Source organism: Rhizobium sp. BK275 (assembly GCF_014193555.1).
Taxonomy (GTDB): Bacteria; Pseudomonadota; Alphaproteobacteria; order Rhizobiales; family Rhizobiaceae; genus Rhizobium.
In genome coordinates this window covers 119,473-134,813 of record NZ_JACHZL010000003.1, presented here as the reverse complement: position 1 = coordinate 134,813, position 15,341 = coordinate 119,473, and the positions used below count along the sequence as shown (strand labels likewise).

General features: G+C 58.8%; 16 protein-coding genes. 12 read left to right on the top strand and 4 right to left on the bottom strand.

Annotation, left to right across the window (positions count from 1 at the left end; all coding sequences use genetic code 11):
• Nucleotides 1–82: 82 nt before the first annotated feature.
• The 4 genes from FHT82_RS10475 to FHT82_RS10460 form a co-directional block, all read right to left on the bottom strand.
• Complete coding sequence (locus FHT82_RS10475) at nucleotides 83–511, bottom strand: HIT family protein (RefSeq protein ID WP_037106265.1); 429 nt, start codon at nucleotides 509–511, stop codon at nucleotides 83–85.
• A gap of 54 nt (nucleotides 512–565) precedes the next feature.
• Nucleotides 566–1,768 carry a GNAT family N-acetyltransferase gene (locus FHT82_RS10470; RefSeq protein ID WP_183729549.1) on the bottom strand — a complete coding sequence of 401 codons (1,203 nt, stop codon included), beginning with the start codon at nucleotides 1,766–1,768 and terminating at the stop codon, nucleotides 566–568.
• A 78-nt stretch (nucleotides 1,769–1,846) separates the two neighbouring features.
• On the bottom strand, nucleotides 1,847–2,566 hold the full coding sequence (locus tag FHT82_RS10465) for a glycerophosphodiester phosphodiesterase (RefSeq protein WP_183729547.1): 720 nt from the start codon (nucleotides 2,564–2,566) through the stop codon (nucleotides 1,847–1,849).
• On the bottom strand, nucleotides 2,566–3,033 hold the full coding sequence (locus tag FHT82_RS10460) for a RidA family protein (protein ID WP_183729544.1): 468 nt from the start codon (nucleotides 3,031–3,033) through the stop codon (nucleotides 2,566–2,568). Before FHT82_RS10460 ends, FHT82_RS10465 begins: the two co-directional genes overlap by 1 nt.
• 150 nt (nucleotides 3,034–3,183) lie before the next feature.
• Here FHT82_RS10460 and FHT82_RS10455 point away from each other — a divergent pair, with 150 nt between their 5' ends.
• From FHT82_RS10455 to lpxA, 12 genes are all read left to right on the top strand, one after another.
• Complete coding sequence (locus FHT82_RS10455) at nucleotides 3,184–4,023, top strand: cell envelope integrity EipB family protein (RefSeq protein ID WP_183729541.1); 840 nt, start codon at nucleotides 3,184–3,186, stop codon at nucleotides 4,021–4,023.
• A 250-nt stretch (nucleotides 4,024–4,273) separates the two neighbouring features.
• Nucleotides 4,274–5,041, top strand: coding sequence for a 30S ribosomal protein S2 (rpsB, locus tag FHT82_RS10450; RefSeq protein WP_183729538.1), 768 nt, complete (start codon nucleotides 4,274–4,276; stop codon nucleotides 5,039–5,041).
• A 238-nt stretch (nucleotides 5,042–5,279) separates the two neighbouring features.
• Nucleotides 5,280–6,206: a translation elongation factor Ts gene (tsf, locus tag FHT82_RS10445; RefSeq protein WP_183729535.1), complete on the top strand. Its 927-nt coding sequence runs from the start codon at nucleotides 5,280–5,282 to the stop codon at nucleotides 6,204–6,206.
• 96 nt (nucleotides 6,207–6,302) lie between these two features.
• Nucleotides 6,303–7,025, top strand: a complete 723-nt coding sequence (gene pyrH, locus FHT82_RS10440; RefSeq protein WP_183729532.1) for a UMP kinase — start codon at nucleotides 6,303–6,305, stop codon at nucleotides 7,023–7,025.
• 51 nt (nucleotides 7,026–7,076) lie between these two features.
• Nucleotides 7,077–7,637, top strand: a complete 561-nt coding sequence (gene frr, locus FHT82_RS10435) for a ribosome recycling factor (RefSeq protein ID WP_183729529.1) — start codon at nucleotides 7,077–7,079, stop codon at nucleotides 7,635–7,637.
• Nucleotides 7,638–7,674: 37 nt separating this feature from the next.
• The gene (locus FHT82_RS10430; RefSeq protein ID WP_183729527.1) at nucleotides 7,675–8,418 is read left to right on the top strand and encodes an isoprenyl transferase; all 744 of its coding nucleotides are present in this window, start codon (nucleotides 7,675–7,677) and stop codon (nucleotides 8,416–8,418) included.
• Nucleotides 8,418–9,248 (top strand): phosphatidate cytidylyltransferase, encoded by an 831-nt coding sequence (locus FHT82_RS10425; RefSeq protein ID WP_183729524.1) that lies wholly within the window; start codon nucleotides 8,418–8,420, stop codon nucleotides 9,246–9,248. Before FHT82_RS10430 ends, FHT82_RS10425 begins: the two co-directional genes overlap by 1 nt.
• 29 nt (nucleotides 9,249–9,277) lie before the next feature.
• On the top strand, nucleotides 9,278–10,411 hold the full coding sequence (gene rseP, locus FHT82_RS10420) for an RIP metalloprotease RseP (RefSeq protein ID WP_183729521.1): 1,134 nt from the start codon (nucleotides 9,278–9,280) through the stop codon (nucleotides 10,409–10,411).
• A 200-nt stretch (nucleotides 10,412–10,611) separates the two neighbouring features.
• Complete coding sequence (bamA, locus tag FHT82_RS10415; RefSeq protein WP_183730989.1) at nucleotides 10,612–12,951, top strand: outer membrane protein assembly factor BamA; 2,340 nt, start codon at nucleotides 10,612–10,614, stop codon at nucleotides 12,949–12,951.
• A 50-nt stretch (nucleotides 12,952–13,001) separates the two neighbouring features.
• Nucleotides 13,002–14,063, top strand: a complete 1,062-nt coding sequence (gene lpxD, locus FHT82_RS10410; RefSeq protein ID WP_183729518.1) for a UDP-3-O-(3-hydroxymyristoyl)glucosamine N-acyltransferase — start codon at nucleotides 13,002–13,004, stop codon at nucleotides 14,061–14,063.
• Nucleotides 14,056–14,523: a 3-hydroxyacyl-ACP dehydratase FabZ gene (gene fabZ, locus FHT82_RS10405; protein ID WP_183729515.1), complete on the top strand. Its 468-nt coding sequence runs from the start codon at nucleotides 14,056–14,058 to the stop codon at nucleotides 14,521–14,523. The genes lpxD and fabZ overlap by 8 nt, the downstream gene beginning before the upstream one ends.
• A complete protein-coding gene (lpxA, locus tag FHT82_RS10400) occupies nucleotides 14,520–15,338 on the top strand; it encodes an acyl-ACP--UDP-N-acetylglucosamine O-acyltransferase (RefSeq protein ID WP_183729512.1) in 819 nt (272 codons plus the stop codon). The genes fabZ and lpxA overlap by 4 nt, the downstream gene beginning before the upstream one ends.
• Nucleotides 15,339–15,341: the final 3 nt, after the last annotated feature.

Sequence of the window (15,341 nt, the reverse complement as noted above, 5' to 3'; positions counted from 1 at the left end):
AGCCAGAGAATGAAAAAGGCCGTTGAAAAGCGGCCTTTTTATTTGCATTAAAGCATGTCGCGCAAATCGGGCGGTGTTTCCGTTACGCGAGTTCCGCCTTGATCTTCTCCGCGTTGGCGGCGAGCACCGCGCCGTCCTCCATCTTGCCGGAATGCGGCTTGAGTGCCACGCCCTCATGCCGAGGGATGACATGGAAATGCAGGTGGAAAACCGTCTGACCTGCTGCCGGCTCGTTGAACTGGGCGATGAAGACGCCGTCGGCGTCGAAGGCTTCTTTCACCGCATTGGCGACCTTCTGGACGACGGTGATAGTGTGAGAGAGCGAAGCCGGATCGGCGTCGAAGATGTTGCGGGAAGGTGCCTTCGGCAGGACCAGAACATGGCCCGGCGCTTGCGGCATCACATCCATGAAGACGACTGTCTTGTCGTCCTCATAGACGCGATGCGACGGGATCTCGCCGCGCAGGATCTTGGCGAAGATGTTGTTGTCGTCATAGGCGGCGCTGGTCATGGCGAAATCTCCTCATGCTTTCCTTGATCGCGTAGCGCGGCGGAGCCAAGCGCGTCAATCCTCCTGCAGCCGTTCGCCCTTGCGGAAGGGAGTGTGTTCGCTCAGCATCTCATTTATGTACTCGACATCCTCCCGTTCCCGCTCGAGGTAGTCGGCAACCGCACGGCGCAATCCCGCATGGGCGATATAGTGGGCCGAATGTGTCGTCACCGGCAGGTAGCCGCGCGCTAGCTTATGTTCGCCCTGCGCGCCGGCCTCCACCTTCTTGAGACCCTTTTCCAGCGCGAAGTCGATTGCCTGATGGTAGCAGACCTCGAAATGCAGGTAGGGATGATCTTCGATGCAGCCCCAGTGCCGCCCGTAGAGCGTATCGCCGCCGACGAAATTGATGGCGCCTGCCACATAGCGGCCGTCGCGCTTCGCCATGACGAGCAGGATGTCGTCGGCCATGCGCTCGCCGATCAGCGAGTAGAATTTGCGCGTCAGATAGGGGCGGCCCCATTTGCGGCTGCCGGTATCCATGTAGAAGGCGAAGAACTGGTCCCAGATTTTTTCGGTCAGGTCTTTTCCGGTCAGCCAGTCGATAGTAATGCCGTTTTCAACCGCCGTCCGACGCTCCTTGCGCAGTGCCTTGCGCTTGCGGGAGGCAAGCGTTTCCAGGAACTCATCGTGGTTGGCATAGCCTTCATTGATGAAATGAAACTGCTTGTCGGTGCGATGGAGATAGCCGTCGGTCTCGAAGACCGGCATCTCGTCCTCTGGCACGAAGGTGATATGGGCCGAGGAAATATCGAGACGGCGTACAACCTCCTTGAGGCTTTCCGCCATGGCATTCTGAACTGGTAGTCTTGCAAATCCTTCGGCCACGAGCAGGCGAGGGCCGGTTGCAGGCGTGAAAGGGATCGAGCATTGCAGCTTCGGGTAATAGCTGCCACCGGCCCGTTCGAAAGCGTCGGCCCAGCCGTGGTCGAAGACATATTCGCCCTGGCTGTGGTTCTTGAGATAGCCGGGCAGGGCACCGACCAGTTCACCCTTGTCTGTTTCCAGAAGCATGTGATGGCCGAGCCAGCCGGTCTGTGCCGTGGCCGAGCCGGATTCTTCCAGCGACGAGAGAAAGGCATGCGAAACGAAGGGGTTATAGGCGATGATATCGCACGCCTTCGATGCTCCCGAAAGCCTGGACCAGCGCTCTGGGGAAATCGCAGTGAATGATCGCTCGATGCGAATGGAAAGTTCGTCTGACGATTCGTCTGTCATGAAGCAAATGCGAAGCCGTTGGGAGGAGGGAGCGGGCTCCCTCCCAGTCTGCGCACGATCTTGTCGAAAAAGCGAGCGTCAAACCGCCGTGCGTGGATCGAAGCCCTCGAAAGTCATCTGGTCGGCGTTCTCGAATGTATGCTTGCGGGCCTCATCGTCGCGCACCGTCCAGGTGATGACCGGAATGCCCTTGTCGCGCTGGCCGGTGATGAACGGGTTCGGCAGGTCGGCATAATAATAGGAGATGAAATCGAGGCCGATCTCCATTGCCTTTTCATGCACGGCATATTCTTCGGCCGTGTTGCCGTTGGCCGTCAGGCCGAGCGGGTAGGGCGAATTCAGGTCCTTGAGGTCCTTCAGCAGCCAATGGTCGAAGCTCATCAGCGCAACCTTGCCCTGGTAGCCCTCTAGCACTTCGAGAACGGCCTCGGCAAAGCCCTCGTCGTCGGCTTCGCGGCCCTTGAGCTCCAGCACCAGTGGTACCTTGCCCTGCACAAGGGTGAGAAGCTGCTTCAGCGTCGGCACTTTGTCCTTCGTGCCGCCGACGGCAATCAGACCGAGCTCCTGGGAGGTCCGTTCACGCACGTCGCCCTTCAGGTTGCAGAGGCGTTCCAGATCTTCATCGTGGAAGACGACCGGCACTGCATCGGAGGCGTAATGCAGGTCGCATTCGATGGCAAAGCCTGCTTCGACGGCACGCGAGAAGGCCGAAAGCGTATTTTCCCAGACGACATTGTTGAGGTCATGATAGCCGCGGTGCGCAACCGGCAGCTCTTTGATCCATGAGGCATTCGTCATTATGCGATTTCCATGATAGCATCGATCTCGACTGCGGCATTGAGCGGCAGAGCAGCCATGCCGACGGCAGCGCGGGCATGTTTGCCGGCTTCGCCGAGCACGCCGGCGATCAGGTTCGATGCGCCGTTGATGACAAGGTGCTGCTCGACGAAATCAGGTGCAGAGGCAACGAAACCGTTGAGCTTGATGACGCGGCGGATGCGACCGAGATCGCCGCCAAGCGCTGCCTTTGCCTGAGCGAGGATGTTGATGGCGCAAAGTTCTGCAGCACGCTGACCGGCGGCGACGTCGACAGTCCTGCCGAGGTGACCGGAAATCGCGACCTTGCCGCCTTCGAGCGGCAGCTGGCCGGAAATAGTGAGAAGATTGCCGCTGATGACATAGGGGACATAATTGGCGGCAGGTGCGGCAGCTTCGGGCAGGGTTATCCCCATTTCCGACAGGCGCGTGGCGATTTGATCGGACATTTTCGTCTCCGCTTTTGTTGTCAATTCTTCAAAAATTATGCATCAAGACTAGAATCTTTAATGTGACAGTTTCGAGCCTCGACTTGGCCGCCTCTATTTGGCCGAAACGGTTCTTATAACATCGCGGACGAGTCCAACAGGAGTTAATGAATGTTCCGATCGTCACTTGCCGCTCTTCTTCTCGCAAGCGTTTCCGCCAATGTTTCGGCGGCCGCGCCGGCGACGAGCGCTGCGATCGCGACCGGGCTCGTCGCTCACCGCGCCGTCTACGACCTGGAACTGAAGGACGCCTCGGAACGCTCCGGCATCTCCTCCATGTACGGCCGCATGGTCTATGAGTTCGACGGCAATTACTGTGAAGGCTTCACCACGAATTTCCGCTTCGTCACCCAGATCGACACCGGCGACAGCGTGCGTGTCAGCGACCAGCAGACCAAGACCTTCGAAAGCCTGAAGGACGGCAAGTTCACCTTCGATACCAAGTCTTTCACCGACGATCAGCTCGACAAGGAAGTCAACGGCGCGGCTCAGGATAAGCCGGAAGGCGTGAAGGTCGACCTGACACAGCCGGCCAGCCGTGAACTGCAGCTCGAGGAAAGCCGTTTTCCGACCGAGCACATGCTCGACGTCATCCAGAACGCCAAGGATGGCAAGCGCTTCTTCGAGGCTCGCGTTTTCGACGGCTCCGACGACGGCGACAAATCCCTTGTCACCACGACCATTGTCGGCAAGCAGGAGACCCCGGTCACGGATGAGGCCGATGCCGGCAATGCCGGCCAGTTCGCCAAGTCGTCCTTCTGGCCGGTGACGATCTCTTATTTCAACGAGAATGCCAAATCGGACACGCTGCCGGTCTACCGCATGTCGTTCAAGCTCTATGAGAACGGCATCACGCGCGACTTGACGATGGACTACGGTGATTTCGTCCTGACCGGCAAGCTCGCCAAGCTTGAGCTTCTCGACAAGAAGGCTGCGCCGGTCTGCCACTGAGGCAGCCCTCGCCGCAGGCCTGACCGGAACTGGCAAGCTGAGCCGATCGTCTCGACAATTCGCATGCGGGTCCAAGCAGATTTTTTGGCATAAGCCTTGCTTTTACGGCAAATCGAATGTAAGGCCACGCGCATTCCACACGTAAGGCATGGGATCGTCCGGGAGAAATCCGGCTTTTCCGCCCGGTGGCATCTTCAAAGAGGATGCTGTTCGCCTTGCGGAGGTTCAACCGGAAAAGGAGTAACAAGGCATGGCATTGCCTGATTTTTCTATGCGCCAGCTGCTCGAAGCAGGCGTCCACTTCGGTCACCAGACGCACCGCTGGAACCCGAAGATGAAGCCGTACATTTTCGGCGATCGTAACAACATCCACATCATCGACCTGGCCCAGACCGTGCCGATGCTGTCGCGCGCCCTGCAGGTCGTGTCCGACACCGTTGCTCGTGGCGGCCGCGTTCTCTTCGTCGGCACCAAGCGCCAGGCTTCCGAACTGATCGCTGACTCGGCTAAGCGTTCTGCCCAGTACTACGTCAACTCGCGTTGGCTCGGCGGCATGATGACGAACTGGAAGACGATCTCCAATTCGATCCAGCGCCTGCGCAAGCTCGACGAAATCCTCAGCGCCGAGCAGTCCGGCTACTCCAAGAAGGAGCGCCTGAACCTCGAGCGCGAACGCGAAAAGCTCGACAAGGCCCTCGGCGGTATCAAGGACATGGGCGGCACGCCGGACCTGATGTTCATTATCGACACCAACAAGGAAAAGATCGCGATCGACGAAGCCAAGCGCCTCGGCATCCCGGTCGTTGCCATCATCGACTCGAACTGCGATCCGGACCTGATCGACTATCCGATCCCGGGCAACGACGACGCTTCGCGCGCCATCGCTCTCTACTGCGACCTGATCGCCCGCGCTGCCATCGACGGTATCGCCCGTCAGCAGAGCGCATCGGGCCGCGACCTCGGCGCCTCGACCGAAGTTCCGGTCGAGCCGGCGCTCGATGAGGCAGCCGACGCCTGATAAAGCGGGCGGAGCAAATCTCCGCTGAAGCTTGTGAAGATTGGGAAAGGCCGCTCGCGACTCTCTGAAGTTCGGCGGCCTTGCTCGTTTCCGGTGGAAGCGCACGCTGCTTTCGCCCCAAGAGTTTTGTTATGATGCGTCTTCATAACGCTGTCATACATACAGGTACATTTCGTGCCTCAATCCGGTGCCGCACCGCGTTCCGCGGGCCACCGTATAAACCGACAAGAGGAAGCTTATGACCGAGATTACGGCTGCACTGGTGAAAGAACTGCGCGAAAAGTCTGGCGCAGGCATGATGGACTGCAAGAAGGCGCTGACCGAGACCAACGGCGATATCGAAGCCGCGATCGACTGGCTGCGCGCCAAGGGCATCTCCAAGGCCGACAAGAAGTCCGGCCGCGCCGCCGCTGAAGGCCTGGTCGCCATTGCCGGCGCCGGTCACAAGGCTGTCGTCATCGAGCTCAATTCCGAAACCGACTTCGTTGCCCGTAACGATGCCTTCCAAGATCTAGCACGCGGGGTCGCCGAAGTTGCGCTGTCCACCGACGGCACGGTCGAAGCCATTTCGGCTGCGACCTATCCCGCATCCGGCAAGCCGGTCGCCGACACCATCAAGGAAGCGATCGCAACCATTGGCGAAAACATGACGCTCCGTCGTGCCGCCAAGCTGGAAGTCGAGCACGGTGTCGTGGCAACCTACATCCACAACGCTGCCGGCGACGGCATTGGCAAGCTCGGCGTTCTCGTCGCGCTGAAGTCCGTCGGCGACAAGGCCGTTCTGACCTCGATCGGCCGCCAGGTTGCCATGCATATCGCGGCTACCAACCCGCTGGCGATCCGCGCCGAAGAAGTCGATGCTGCAGTCGCCGAGCGCGAACGCAACGTCTTCATCGAGCAGTCCCGCGAATCCGGCAAGCCGGAAGCCATCATCGAAAAGATGGTGGAAGGCCGCATGCGCAAGTTCTTCGAGGAAGTCGCTCTTCTCTCGCAGTCTTTCGTCATCAACCCGGACCTGACGGTTGGCGCTGCGATCAAGGCAGCCGAGAAGGAAGCCGGCGCGCCGATCGAAATCACCGGCATGGCTCGCCTGCTCCTCGGCGAAGGCGTCGAGAAGGAAGAAACCGACTTTGCGGCCGAAGTCGCCGCTGTCGCCAAGGGCTGATCTTTTCAGCCATATTTGGGAAAACCGAAGGGCATCGCGTGACAACGCGGTGCCCTTCGTGTATCGGGCAATTGCGGCAATATACGAGGAGCCAACATGACGTCGGAGCCAATCTATAAACGTGTTCTACTCAAGGCTTCCGGAGAAGCCATGATGGGTGCCCAGGGGTTCGGCATCGACGTTGCGGTAGCAGATCGCATCGCTTCCGACATTGCCGAGGCAAGGCACATGGGTGTCGAAGTTGGCGTCGTTATCGGCGGCGGTAACATCTTTCGCGGCGTGGCAGTTGCATCCAAGGGTGGTGACCGCGTCACCGGCGATCACATGGGCATGCTCGGCACCGTCATCAACGCGCTGGCGCTGGCAACGTCCCTGCGCAAGCTGAACATTGACACGGTGGTTCTTTCGGCAATCTCCATGCCGGAAATCTGCGAAAGCTTCTCGCAGCGCGCGACCCTCTATCATCTGTCGCTTGGCAGGGTAGTGATTTTCGCCGGTGGCACAGGAAATCCCTTCTTCACGACCGATTCCGCTGCAGCGCTTCGCGCCGCCGAAATGGGCGCTGAGGCAATCTTTAAGGGCACGCAGGTGGACGGCATCTATACCGCCGATCCGAAGAAGGATCCGGACGCGACCCGTTTCGACCATCTGAGCCATAAGGAAGTTCTGGACAGGGGCCTTGCCGTGATGGATGTCGCAGCCGTTGCGCTGGCGCGAGAAAATTCCATTCCGATCATCGTTTTCTCGATCCACGAGAAGGGGCGTTTCGGTGAAATCTTGACGGGGGGTGGTCTCAAGACCATCGTATCCGACAACTGATAGGGAGCTGCGCTGCTGACGGCGCAAAACTTCTGAGACGGGAGCATAGACATGAGTGAAGGTATCGACATCAAGGAATTGAAGCGCCGCATGGACGGTGCCATTTCCTCGTTCAAGAGCGACATTGCATCGCTGCGCACCGGCCGTGCTTCGGCCAACATTCTCGATCCGGTGACGATTGAAGCCTATGGTTCGCGCATGCCGCTGAACCAGGTTGCCAATATCACGGTGCCCGAGCCGCGCATGCTGACGGTATCCGTCTGGGACAAAAGCATGGTCGGCGCCGTAGACCGTTCGATTCGCGAATCGAACCTCGGCCTGAACCCCATCGTCGATGGTCAGAACCTTCGTATCCCGCTGCCGGAGCTCAACGAAGAGCGCCGCAAGTCGCTCGTCAAGGTGGCGCACGACTATGCCGAAAAGAGCAAAGTTGCGATTCGCCATGTTCGTCGCGATGGCATGGACGGCCTTAAGAAAGCCGAAAAGGATGGCGTAATCGGCCAGGACGAAAGCCGGGCACAGTCGGAACGCGTTCAGAAAATGACGGACGAGACGATTTTGGAAATCGACCGCTTGCTTGGCGAGAAAGAAAAGGAAATCATGCAAGTCTAGTATACTTGCGTCCTCGCCAAGAAAGACCGGACGGAAAATGTCGGAAACCTCATTTTTGACTGCGCCAGAGCACGTTGCGATCATCATGGATGGCAACGGCCGTTGGGCAAAGCAGCGCGGCCTGCCGCGGACGATGGGACACCGCAGGGCGGTCGAGACCGTTCGCCAGACCGTGCGCACGGCAGGCGATCTGGGCATCAAGTACCTGACGCTCTTTGCCTTCTCCTCGGAGAATTGGCGCCGCCCGGAGGCCGAGGTCACCGATCTCCTCGGCCTGCTGAAGGCTTTCATTCGCAGCGATCTCGCGGAGCTCCATCGGCAGAATGTACGCATCAGGGTGATTGGCGACCGTGTCAATCTGCGCAGCGACATCCTCAAGCTGCTGCTGGAAGCCGAGGAGACGACCAAGGCCAATACGGCACTCACGCTCGTCATCGCCTTCAACTATGGCTCTCGCGATGAGATCGCCCGCGCCATGATGAGCCTTGCCAAGGATGTGGAGGAGGGGCATCTCCGGTCGCAGGATATCACGCCCGCGTTGATCAACGCCCGGCTCGATACGGCCGGTATCCCCGACCCTGATCTCATCATCCGCACCAGCGGCGAGGAGCGGCTCTCCAACTTCCTTTTGTGGCAGGCTGCCTATTCGGAATTCGTTTTCCTGCCGGAATACTGGCCGGATTTCAGCCGTGAGCTCTTTCTTTCAGCGCTCGAGAAATTCGCCTCGCGTGATCGCCGCTTCGGCGGACTGTCTGCGCAGGCTGCGGCAGTGAACACCTGATGAAGCAGGAACTGAAGCTCCGCATCGTTTCAGGCCTGATTCTCGCAATCGTCGTTCTTGCCGCAACCTGGTATGGCGGCCTTATCTTCCGCGTCGTGGCGGCAGCGATCGCTCTTCTGATCTATTACGAATGGTCGACGATAACAGGCATTGCCCGCGACCCGGTCACCAACGTGCTCGGCTGGGTGGGTGAGGGGCTGGTTTCCCTTCTCGTTCTGGCCGGCGCGTTCGAATATGCCCTGGGAATGCTGATTGCCCTGACTGCGGTTGGCATTGCCATGATCTTTCTGCATCGTGCCAGCCGCTGGTTCGCGCCGGGGCTTTTATACGCCGGCGGCACCGGACTGGCGCTCGCTGCGATCCGCGGTGATGAGACACTAGGTCTCTATGCAATGCTCTTCATCTTCGCCGTTGTCTGGGCGACCGATATTCTCGCCTATTTCGTCGGCCGCGCGCTCGGCGGCCCAAAGCTTGCGCCGCGCATATCGCCCGGCAAGACCTGGTCGGGGGCGGTCGGCGGCGCCATTTCGGCCGTCATTGCCGGAGCCGTCATTGTCCATTTCCTGATTCCGGAAGCCCAGGATCAAGCCGCAGTGATTGCGCTTGTCCTGTCCGTTTTCAGCCAATCAGGCGATCTTTTCGAGAGCTTCATCAAGCGAAAATTCGGCGTGAAGGACTCAAGTCGTCTCATTCCGGGGCATGGCGGTGTCATGGACCGTGTCGATGGACTGATTTTCGCCTGTTTTTCAGCGTTCTTGCTTGCTGGTCTTTTTTCGCTGATAAAGGGCGGCGGAACGACGTCGCTCGGTGCGGCGTTGTTCGGCCTTTGATCATTACGGCCAGATAGAAGAAGGAACTCATGGAAGCGGTGACCGGCATATTCGGTTTTTTGACGGGCTATATCGTCCCCTTCGTCATCGTGCTGTCGCTGCTCGTCTTCGTGCATGAGATGGGCCACTATCTCGTCGGACGCTGGAGCGGTATCCGCATCCTAGCCTTCTCCGTCGGCTTCGGCCCGGAGATTGCCGGTTTCACCGATCGCCACGGAACGCGCTGGAAGATCTCGGCGATCCCGCTCGGCGGCTATGTACGCTTTTTCGGCGATGAGGATGCCTCCAGCAAGCCGGATACGGACAGGCTTGCAGCGATGACGGACGAAGAGCGCGAGCGTTCTTTCGCCGGTGCAAAGCTGTGGAAGCGTGCTGCAACCGTCGCCGCCGGTCCGATTGCCAATTTCATCCTCGCCATTGCCATCTTCACGGTCCTTTTTTCGATCTATGGCCGGACGGTGTCCGATCCCGTCGTCGCTGAAGTAAAGCCGGATAGTGCTGCCGCGGCAGCCGGCGTACTGCCGGGCGACCTGCTCTTCTCCATCGACGGCACCAAGGTCCAGACCTTCGACGACGTGCGCCGTTATGTCAGCATCCGTCCGAACCAGAACATCGTCGTGACCGTCGAGCGTAACGGCGAAAAGATGGACCTGCCGATGGTGCCGCAGCGCACCGATATCACCGACCAGTTCGGCAACAAGATCGAGATCGGCTTGATCGGAATCGTCACGAACGAAGAAGTCGGCCACTTCCGCCTGCAGACCTTCACGCCGCTGGAAGCGCTGCATGAAGGCGTGATCCAGACCTGGCATATCGTGACCGGCACCTTCAAATATATCGGCAACCTGCTCAATGGATCGATGAAAGCTGACCAATTGGGTGGTCCGATCCGCGTGGCGCAAGCTTCGGGCCAGATGGCTACGCTTGGAATAGGTGCGTTGCTGCAGCTTGCTGCGGTTTTGTCGGTTTCGATTGGATTGCTGAATTTGATGCCGGTCCCGGTACTTGATGGCGGCCACCTGATGTTCTATGCGGTGGAAGCGGTTAGGGGAAGGCCGCTCGGTTCTTCGGCTCAGGAAATTGCGTTTCGCATTGGCTTGGCCATGGTGCTTACATTAATGGTTTTTGCGACCTGGAATGACATTAGCGCGCTCATCGGCTAGCGCGTAAAAGATAGGGAAAATTACTGTTTATTTACGATGTTTCAAAGCTGTAGTGGCGAATGGGTCACGCTTCGAAATGAAGTAAACAGAAATTAACGAGCTCCCTTGCTTGTATGTCAAAAGCGGGTAAAACGACACACGTGGCCGGAATCGGGGGATCCCCTGGGGCCGGAGACGAGGGAAAAAAGGTAATGGGTGAAATGAAGGCTGGTTCAAGATTTTTGAACGCAGTATCGGCGATTGCGCTGTCTGCTAGTGTTGTTGCTTCTGGCGCAGGTGCTTTGACTTTCGTTTCGGCTACGGCTGCGGAAGCTGCCGTCATTCAGCGGATCGACGTGCACGGTGCAAGCCGCGTCGGTGCTGAGGCCGTCCGGTCGAACCTCACCATTACTCCTGGCAAAAGCTTCTCCAACACCGATATCGACGACTCCGTAAAGCAGCTTTACGGCACCGGTTACTTCTCCGACGTCAAGATTTCGGTTTCCGGCAGCACCCTCGTCGTCAACGTTCAGGAAGCGCAGCTCGTCAACCAGGTCGTCTTCAACGGCAACCGTAAGGTCAAGGACGACAAGCTGGCGGCTGTCGTCAAGACGCATGCCGCTGGTCCCTATAGCGACGCGCAGATCCAGTCCGATATCGCAGCGATCAAGGAAGCCTATGCCGCTACCGGCCGCAGCGAAGTCGAAGTGACGACGCAGGTCGTGCCGCTCGGCGAAGGCCGCGTCAATCTCGCTTTCGTCATCAATGAAGGCGACCGTACCAAGATCGACGCCATCAATTTCGTTGGCAACCAAGCCTATAGCGCCGGCCGTCTTGCTGCCGTCATTCAGACCAAGCGTTCGAATTTCCTCTCGTTCTTGACCCGCAAGGACGTCTACAACGAGGACAAGCTGCACGCTGACGAAGATGCGCTGCGTCAGTTCTATTACAACCGCGGTTATGCCGACATGCGCATCGTTTCTTCCGATGCTGCGTTCGACGAGGCGACGAACAAGTACACGCTGACCTTCAACATCGAGGAAGGCCCGCGCTATGACTTCGGTGCAGTTACCGTCCAGTCGACTGTTGAGGGCGTCGACGCCCAGCAGTTGCAGGGGTTGGTCAGAACCCGCGAAGGTCAGGTCTACAACGCCAAGGAAGTTCAGAAGTCCATCGAAGCGATTTCGGATCAGGTTGCTTCGGCCGGTTATCCCTTCGCACGCGTTACCCCACGTGGTAACCGCGACCTGAACAACAATACGATCGGCGTCGAATACCTCGTCGATCAGGGCGAGCGCGCCTATGTCGAGCGTATCGAAATCCGTGGCAACAGCCGCACGCGCGATTACGTTATCCGCCGCGAGTTCGATCTCAGCGAAGGCGACGCCTTCAATCAGCAGATGATCACCCGCGCAAAGCGCCGTCTCGAAGCGCTTGGCTACTTCTCCTCGGTCAACATCTCGACCCAGCCGGGCAGTTCGCCTGACCGTGTTGTCATCGTTGTCGACGTGCAGGATCAGTCGACCGGTTCGTTCGGCATCGGTGCCGGTTACGCGGCCGGCGGCGATGGCCTGCTGCTCGAAGCCTCGATCGAAGAAAAGAACTTCCTCGGCCGCGGTCAGTACATCCGCGTTTCGGCCGGTGGCGGTCAGGAAGGCTCGCGTGCTTACGGCTTGAACTTCACCGAACCCTACTTCCTCGGCTATCGCCTCGCCGCCGGTTTCGACATCAATCACAGCGAAACGTCGAGCAACGACAACTACGATTACGAAGAAACCAGCGGTGTTCTGCGCGTTACTGCGCCGATCACGGAAGATCTGGCGACGACGTTCCGCTATAACTACAAGCAGATGAAGTACGATTCCAGCGGAAGCAGTCTGAGCGATTTGTCCGCTACCTATCAAAACCTGGTCGAGAACGGCCCGTGGGTAAAGTCGTCCATCTCGCAGACGCTGACTTACAATACACTGGATGACACCGTCCTGCCGCGTGAGGGTATCTACGCTACCGCGACCCAGGAAATTGCCGGCCTCGGCGGCGACTCGCAATTTTACAAGATCTACGGTAAGGCCCGATATTACCATCTGCTCGCTGACGACGCCGATATCATCGGCTCTCTCTCGGCTTCGGCAGGTTATGTTGTCGGCTTCGGCGATCATCTGAACGTCTTCGACCAGTTCACGCTGACCAATTCCGATATCCGCGGCTTTGAGAACAAGGGCATCGGCCCGCGCATCGTGAACCCGGACGATCCGCTCGGCGGTACGACCTACTTCACCGCTTCTGCCGAAGCGACGTTCCCGATGCCGGGCTTCCCGCGCGACTTCAACCTGCGCGGCGCAGTCTTCGCAGACGCCGGCACGCTGTTCGGCAACGATGTCGAACTCCTCGGTTCGGATACTGCAGAAGGTACGGACGCGCAGCTGCGTGCTTCGGTCGGTCTCGGCCTGATTTGGCAGTCGCCCTTTGGCGCGCTCCGCGTCGACTATGCGATCCCGGTCATGAAGGAAGACTTCGACAAGACCCAGCGCTTCAAGTTTGGCATTAACAACCAATTCTGATATCGGCAGTCCGGAACTGTAAATTTCAATTCCGTTCTGGAGTTTTGCCGATGGAGCAAAATACTTTTTTTCCGCCCCATGAAGGCGTGCGGCTCGTTGAGTTGGCGCAATTTCTTGGGGCGGAACTTGGCAATTCCGCTCATGGCGATGTCATCATCCATTCGGTCTCGCCGATAGCGAGAGCCCAGGCGGGGGATATCTGTTATATCCTCTCTCGACGTAACCGCGACGAGCTTCTGAGTTGCGAGGCTTCGGCCGTGATTTGCGACAAGGCCTTGGCTGAGCTGGTGCCGCCGCATATCCCTGTGGTGATCTCCTCCAATCCACATGCTGCCTTCGCGATGGCAGGCGGGTTTCTCTATCCCGCAGCTCTCAAGCCGGTGACGTTTTCATCCGGCGAGACGGAGATCGCGCCGAGCGCCGTCGTCGATCCGACAGCCCGGCTGGAGAAGGGCGTGATTGTCGAGCCGATGGCGATCATCGGCCCCGGCGCGGAGATCGGCGAGGGCACGCGCATCGGTGCTCAGTCGATCATCGGCCCCAACGTCAAGATCGGCCGCAACGGTTCGATCTCGACGGGCGCGAGCATTCTCTGCGCGCTCATCGGCAACGGCGTTATCATCCATAACGGTGTCCGTATCGGCCAGGACGGTTTCGGTTATGCGCCGGGTCCGCGCGGCATGATCAAGATCGTGCAGATCGGTCGCGTCATCATCCAGGACAATGTCGAAATCGGCGCCAATACGACGATCGATCGCGGCGCCATGGACGATACCGTCATCGGCGAAGGAACCAAGATCGACAACCAGGTCCAGGTCGGTCACAACGTCCGCATCGGGCGCCATTGCGCCATTGTTTCGCAGGTCGGTCTTGCCGGCAGTACGATCGTCGGCGATGGCGTGCAGATCGGTGGACAGGTCGGCCTCAAGGGGCATATCACCATAGGCGATGGCGTACAGATCGCCGCAAAAAGCGGTGTGATGACCGATCTTGCTGCGGGCGGCCGCTATGGCGGAATACCTGCACGTCCTCTAAATGACTATCTGAAAGACGTTGCCCAGCTCATGGCAAAATCCGGAGCGCGCGGAAAAAAGGGAGGCAAGAATGACTGAGGAAACCGCCGCCACGCTCTCTTCGGCGGATATCATGGAGATAATGAAGCTGCTGCCGCATCGCTATCCGTTTCTGATGGTCGACAAGATCGTCGATATCGATGGCGACAACGCCGCCGTGGGCATCAAGAATGTGACGGTCAACGAGCCGCATTTTACCGGCCATTTCCCTGATGCGCCGATTATGCCGGGCGTTCTGCTGGTAGAAGGCATGGCGCAGACTGCGGGCGCGATCTGCGCCAAGAAGGAGGGCCAGACCGGCAACCTCGTCTATTTCATGACGATCGACAATGCCCGCTTCCGCAAGCCGGTCGTGCCGGGCGACCGCGTTGAATTTCACGTGCAGAAAATAAAGCAACGCGGCAATATCTGGAAATTCCATTGCGACGCAAAGGTCGACGGCGCGCTCGTCGCCGAGGCCGATATCGGCGCGATGATCGTACGTAAGGACAACGCATGAGCATGATCGCCGAAAGCGCCAGAATTCATCCGATGGCCGTAGTGGAGGACGGTGCCACGGTCGGTGAAGGCGTGGTGGTCGGCCCGTTTTGTCATGTTGGCCCCAAGGTCACGCTTCAAGACAATGTCGAACTGATCAGTCACGTGGTTGTTCTCGGCCTGACGACCGTCGGCGCCGGTACGCGTATATTTCCTTCGGCCGTTATTGGTGGCGACTCGCAAAGCGCCCGTCACAGCGCTGTCGACACGTCGCTGATCATCGGCCGCAATTGCACGATTCGCGAAGGCGTTACGATGAACACCGGTACCGTCGAGCATGGCGGTTCGACTGTCATTGGCGACAACAGCCTTTTCCTTGCCTATTCGCATGTTGCCCATGATTGCCGGGTCGGCAACCATGTCATCATGTCCAACAATGTCATGCTGGCTGGCCATGTCTCTGTTGGCGATCACGCGATCATCAGCGGCGGCGCGGCAGTGCATCAGTTCACCCGAGTTGGCAAATATGCCTTTGTCGGCGGTCTCTCGGCCGTCAGCTATGATGTCATTCCCTACGGCATGCTGAACGGCAATCCCGGCATTCTGAGCGGTCTCAACGTCGTCGGCATGACGCGCGCCGGCGTTGATCGCGCTGTCATTCATACGGTTCGCCGCGCCTATAAGGCGATCTTTGAGGGTGCCGGTTCGATCCGCGAGAATGCCGCCCAGATTCGCGACGAATATGCCAATTGCGAGCAGGTGATCGAGATCCTTGATTTCATCGCCGCCGAGAGCGATCGCGCGCTATCTTCGCCGAGCCGGGGGCAGAAGGGCTGATCT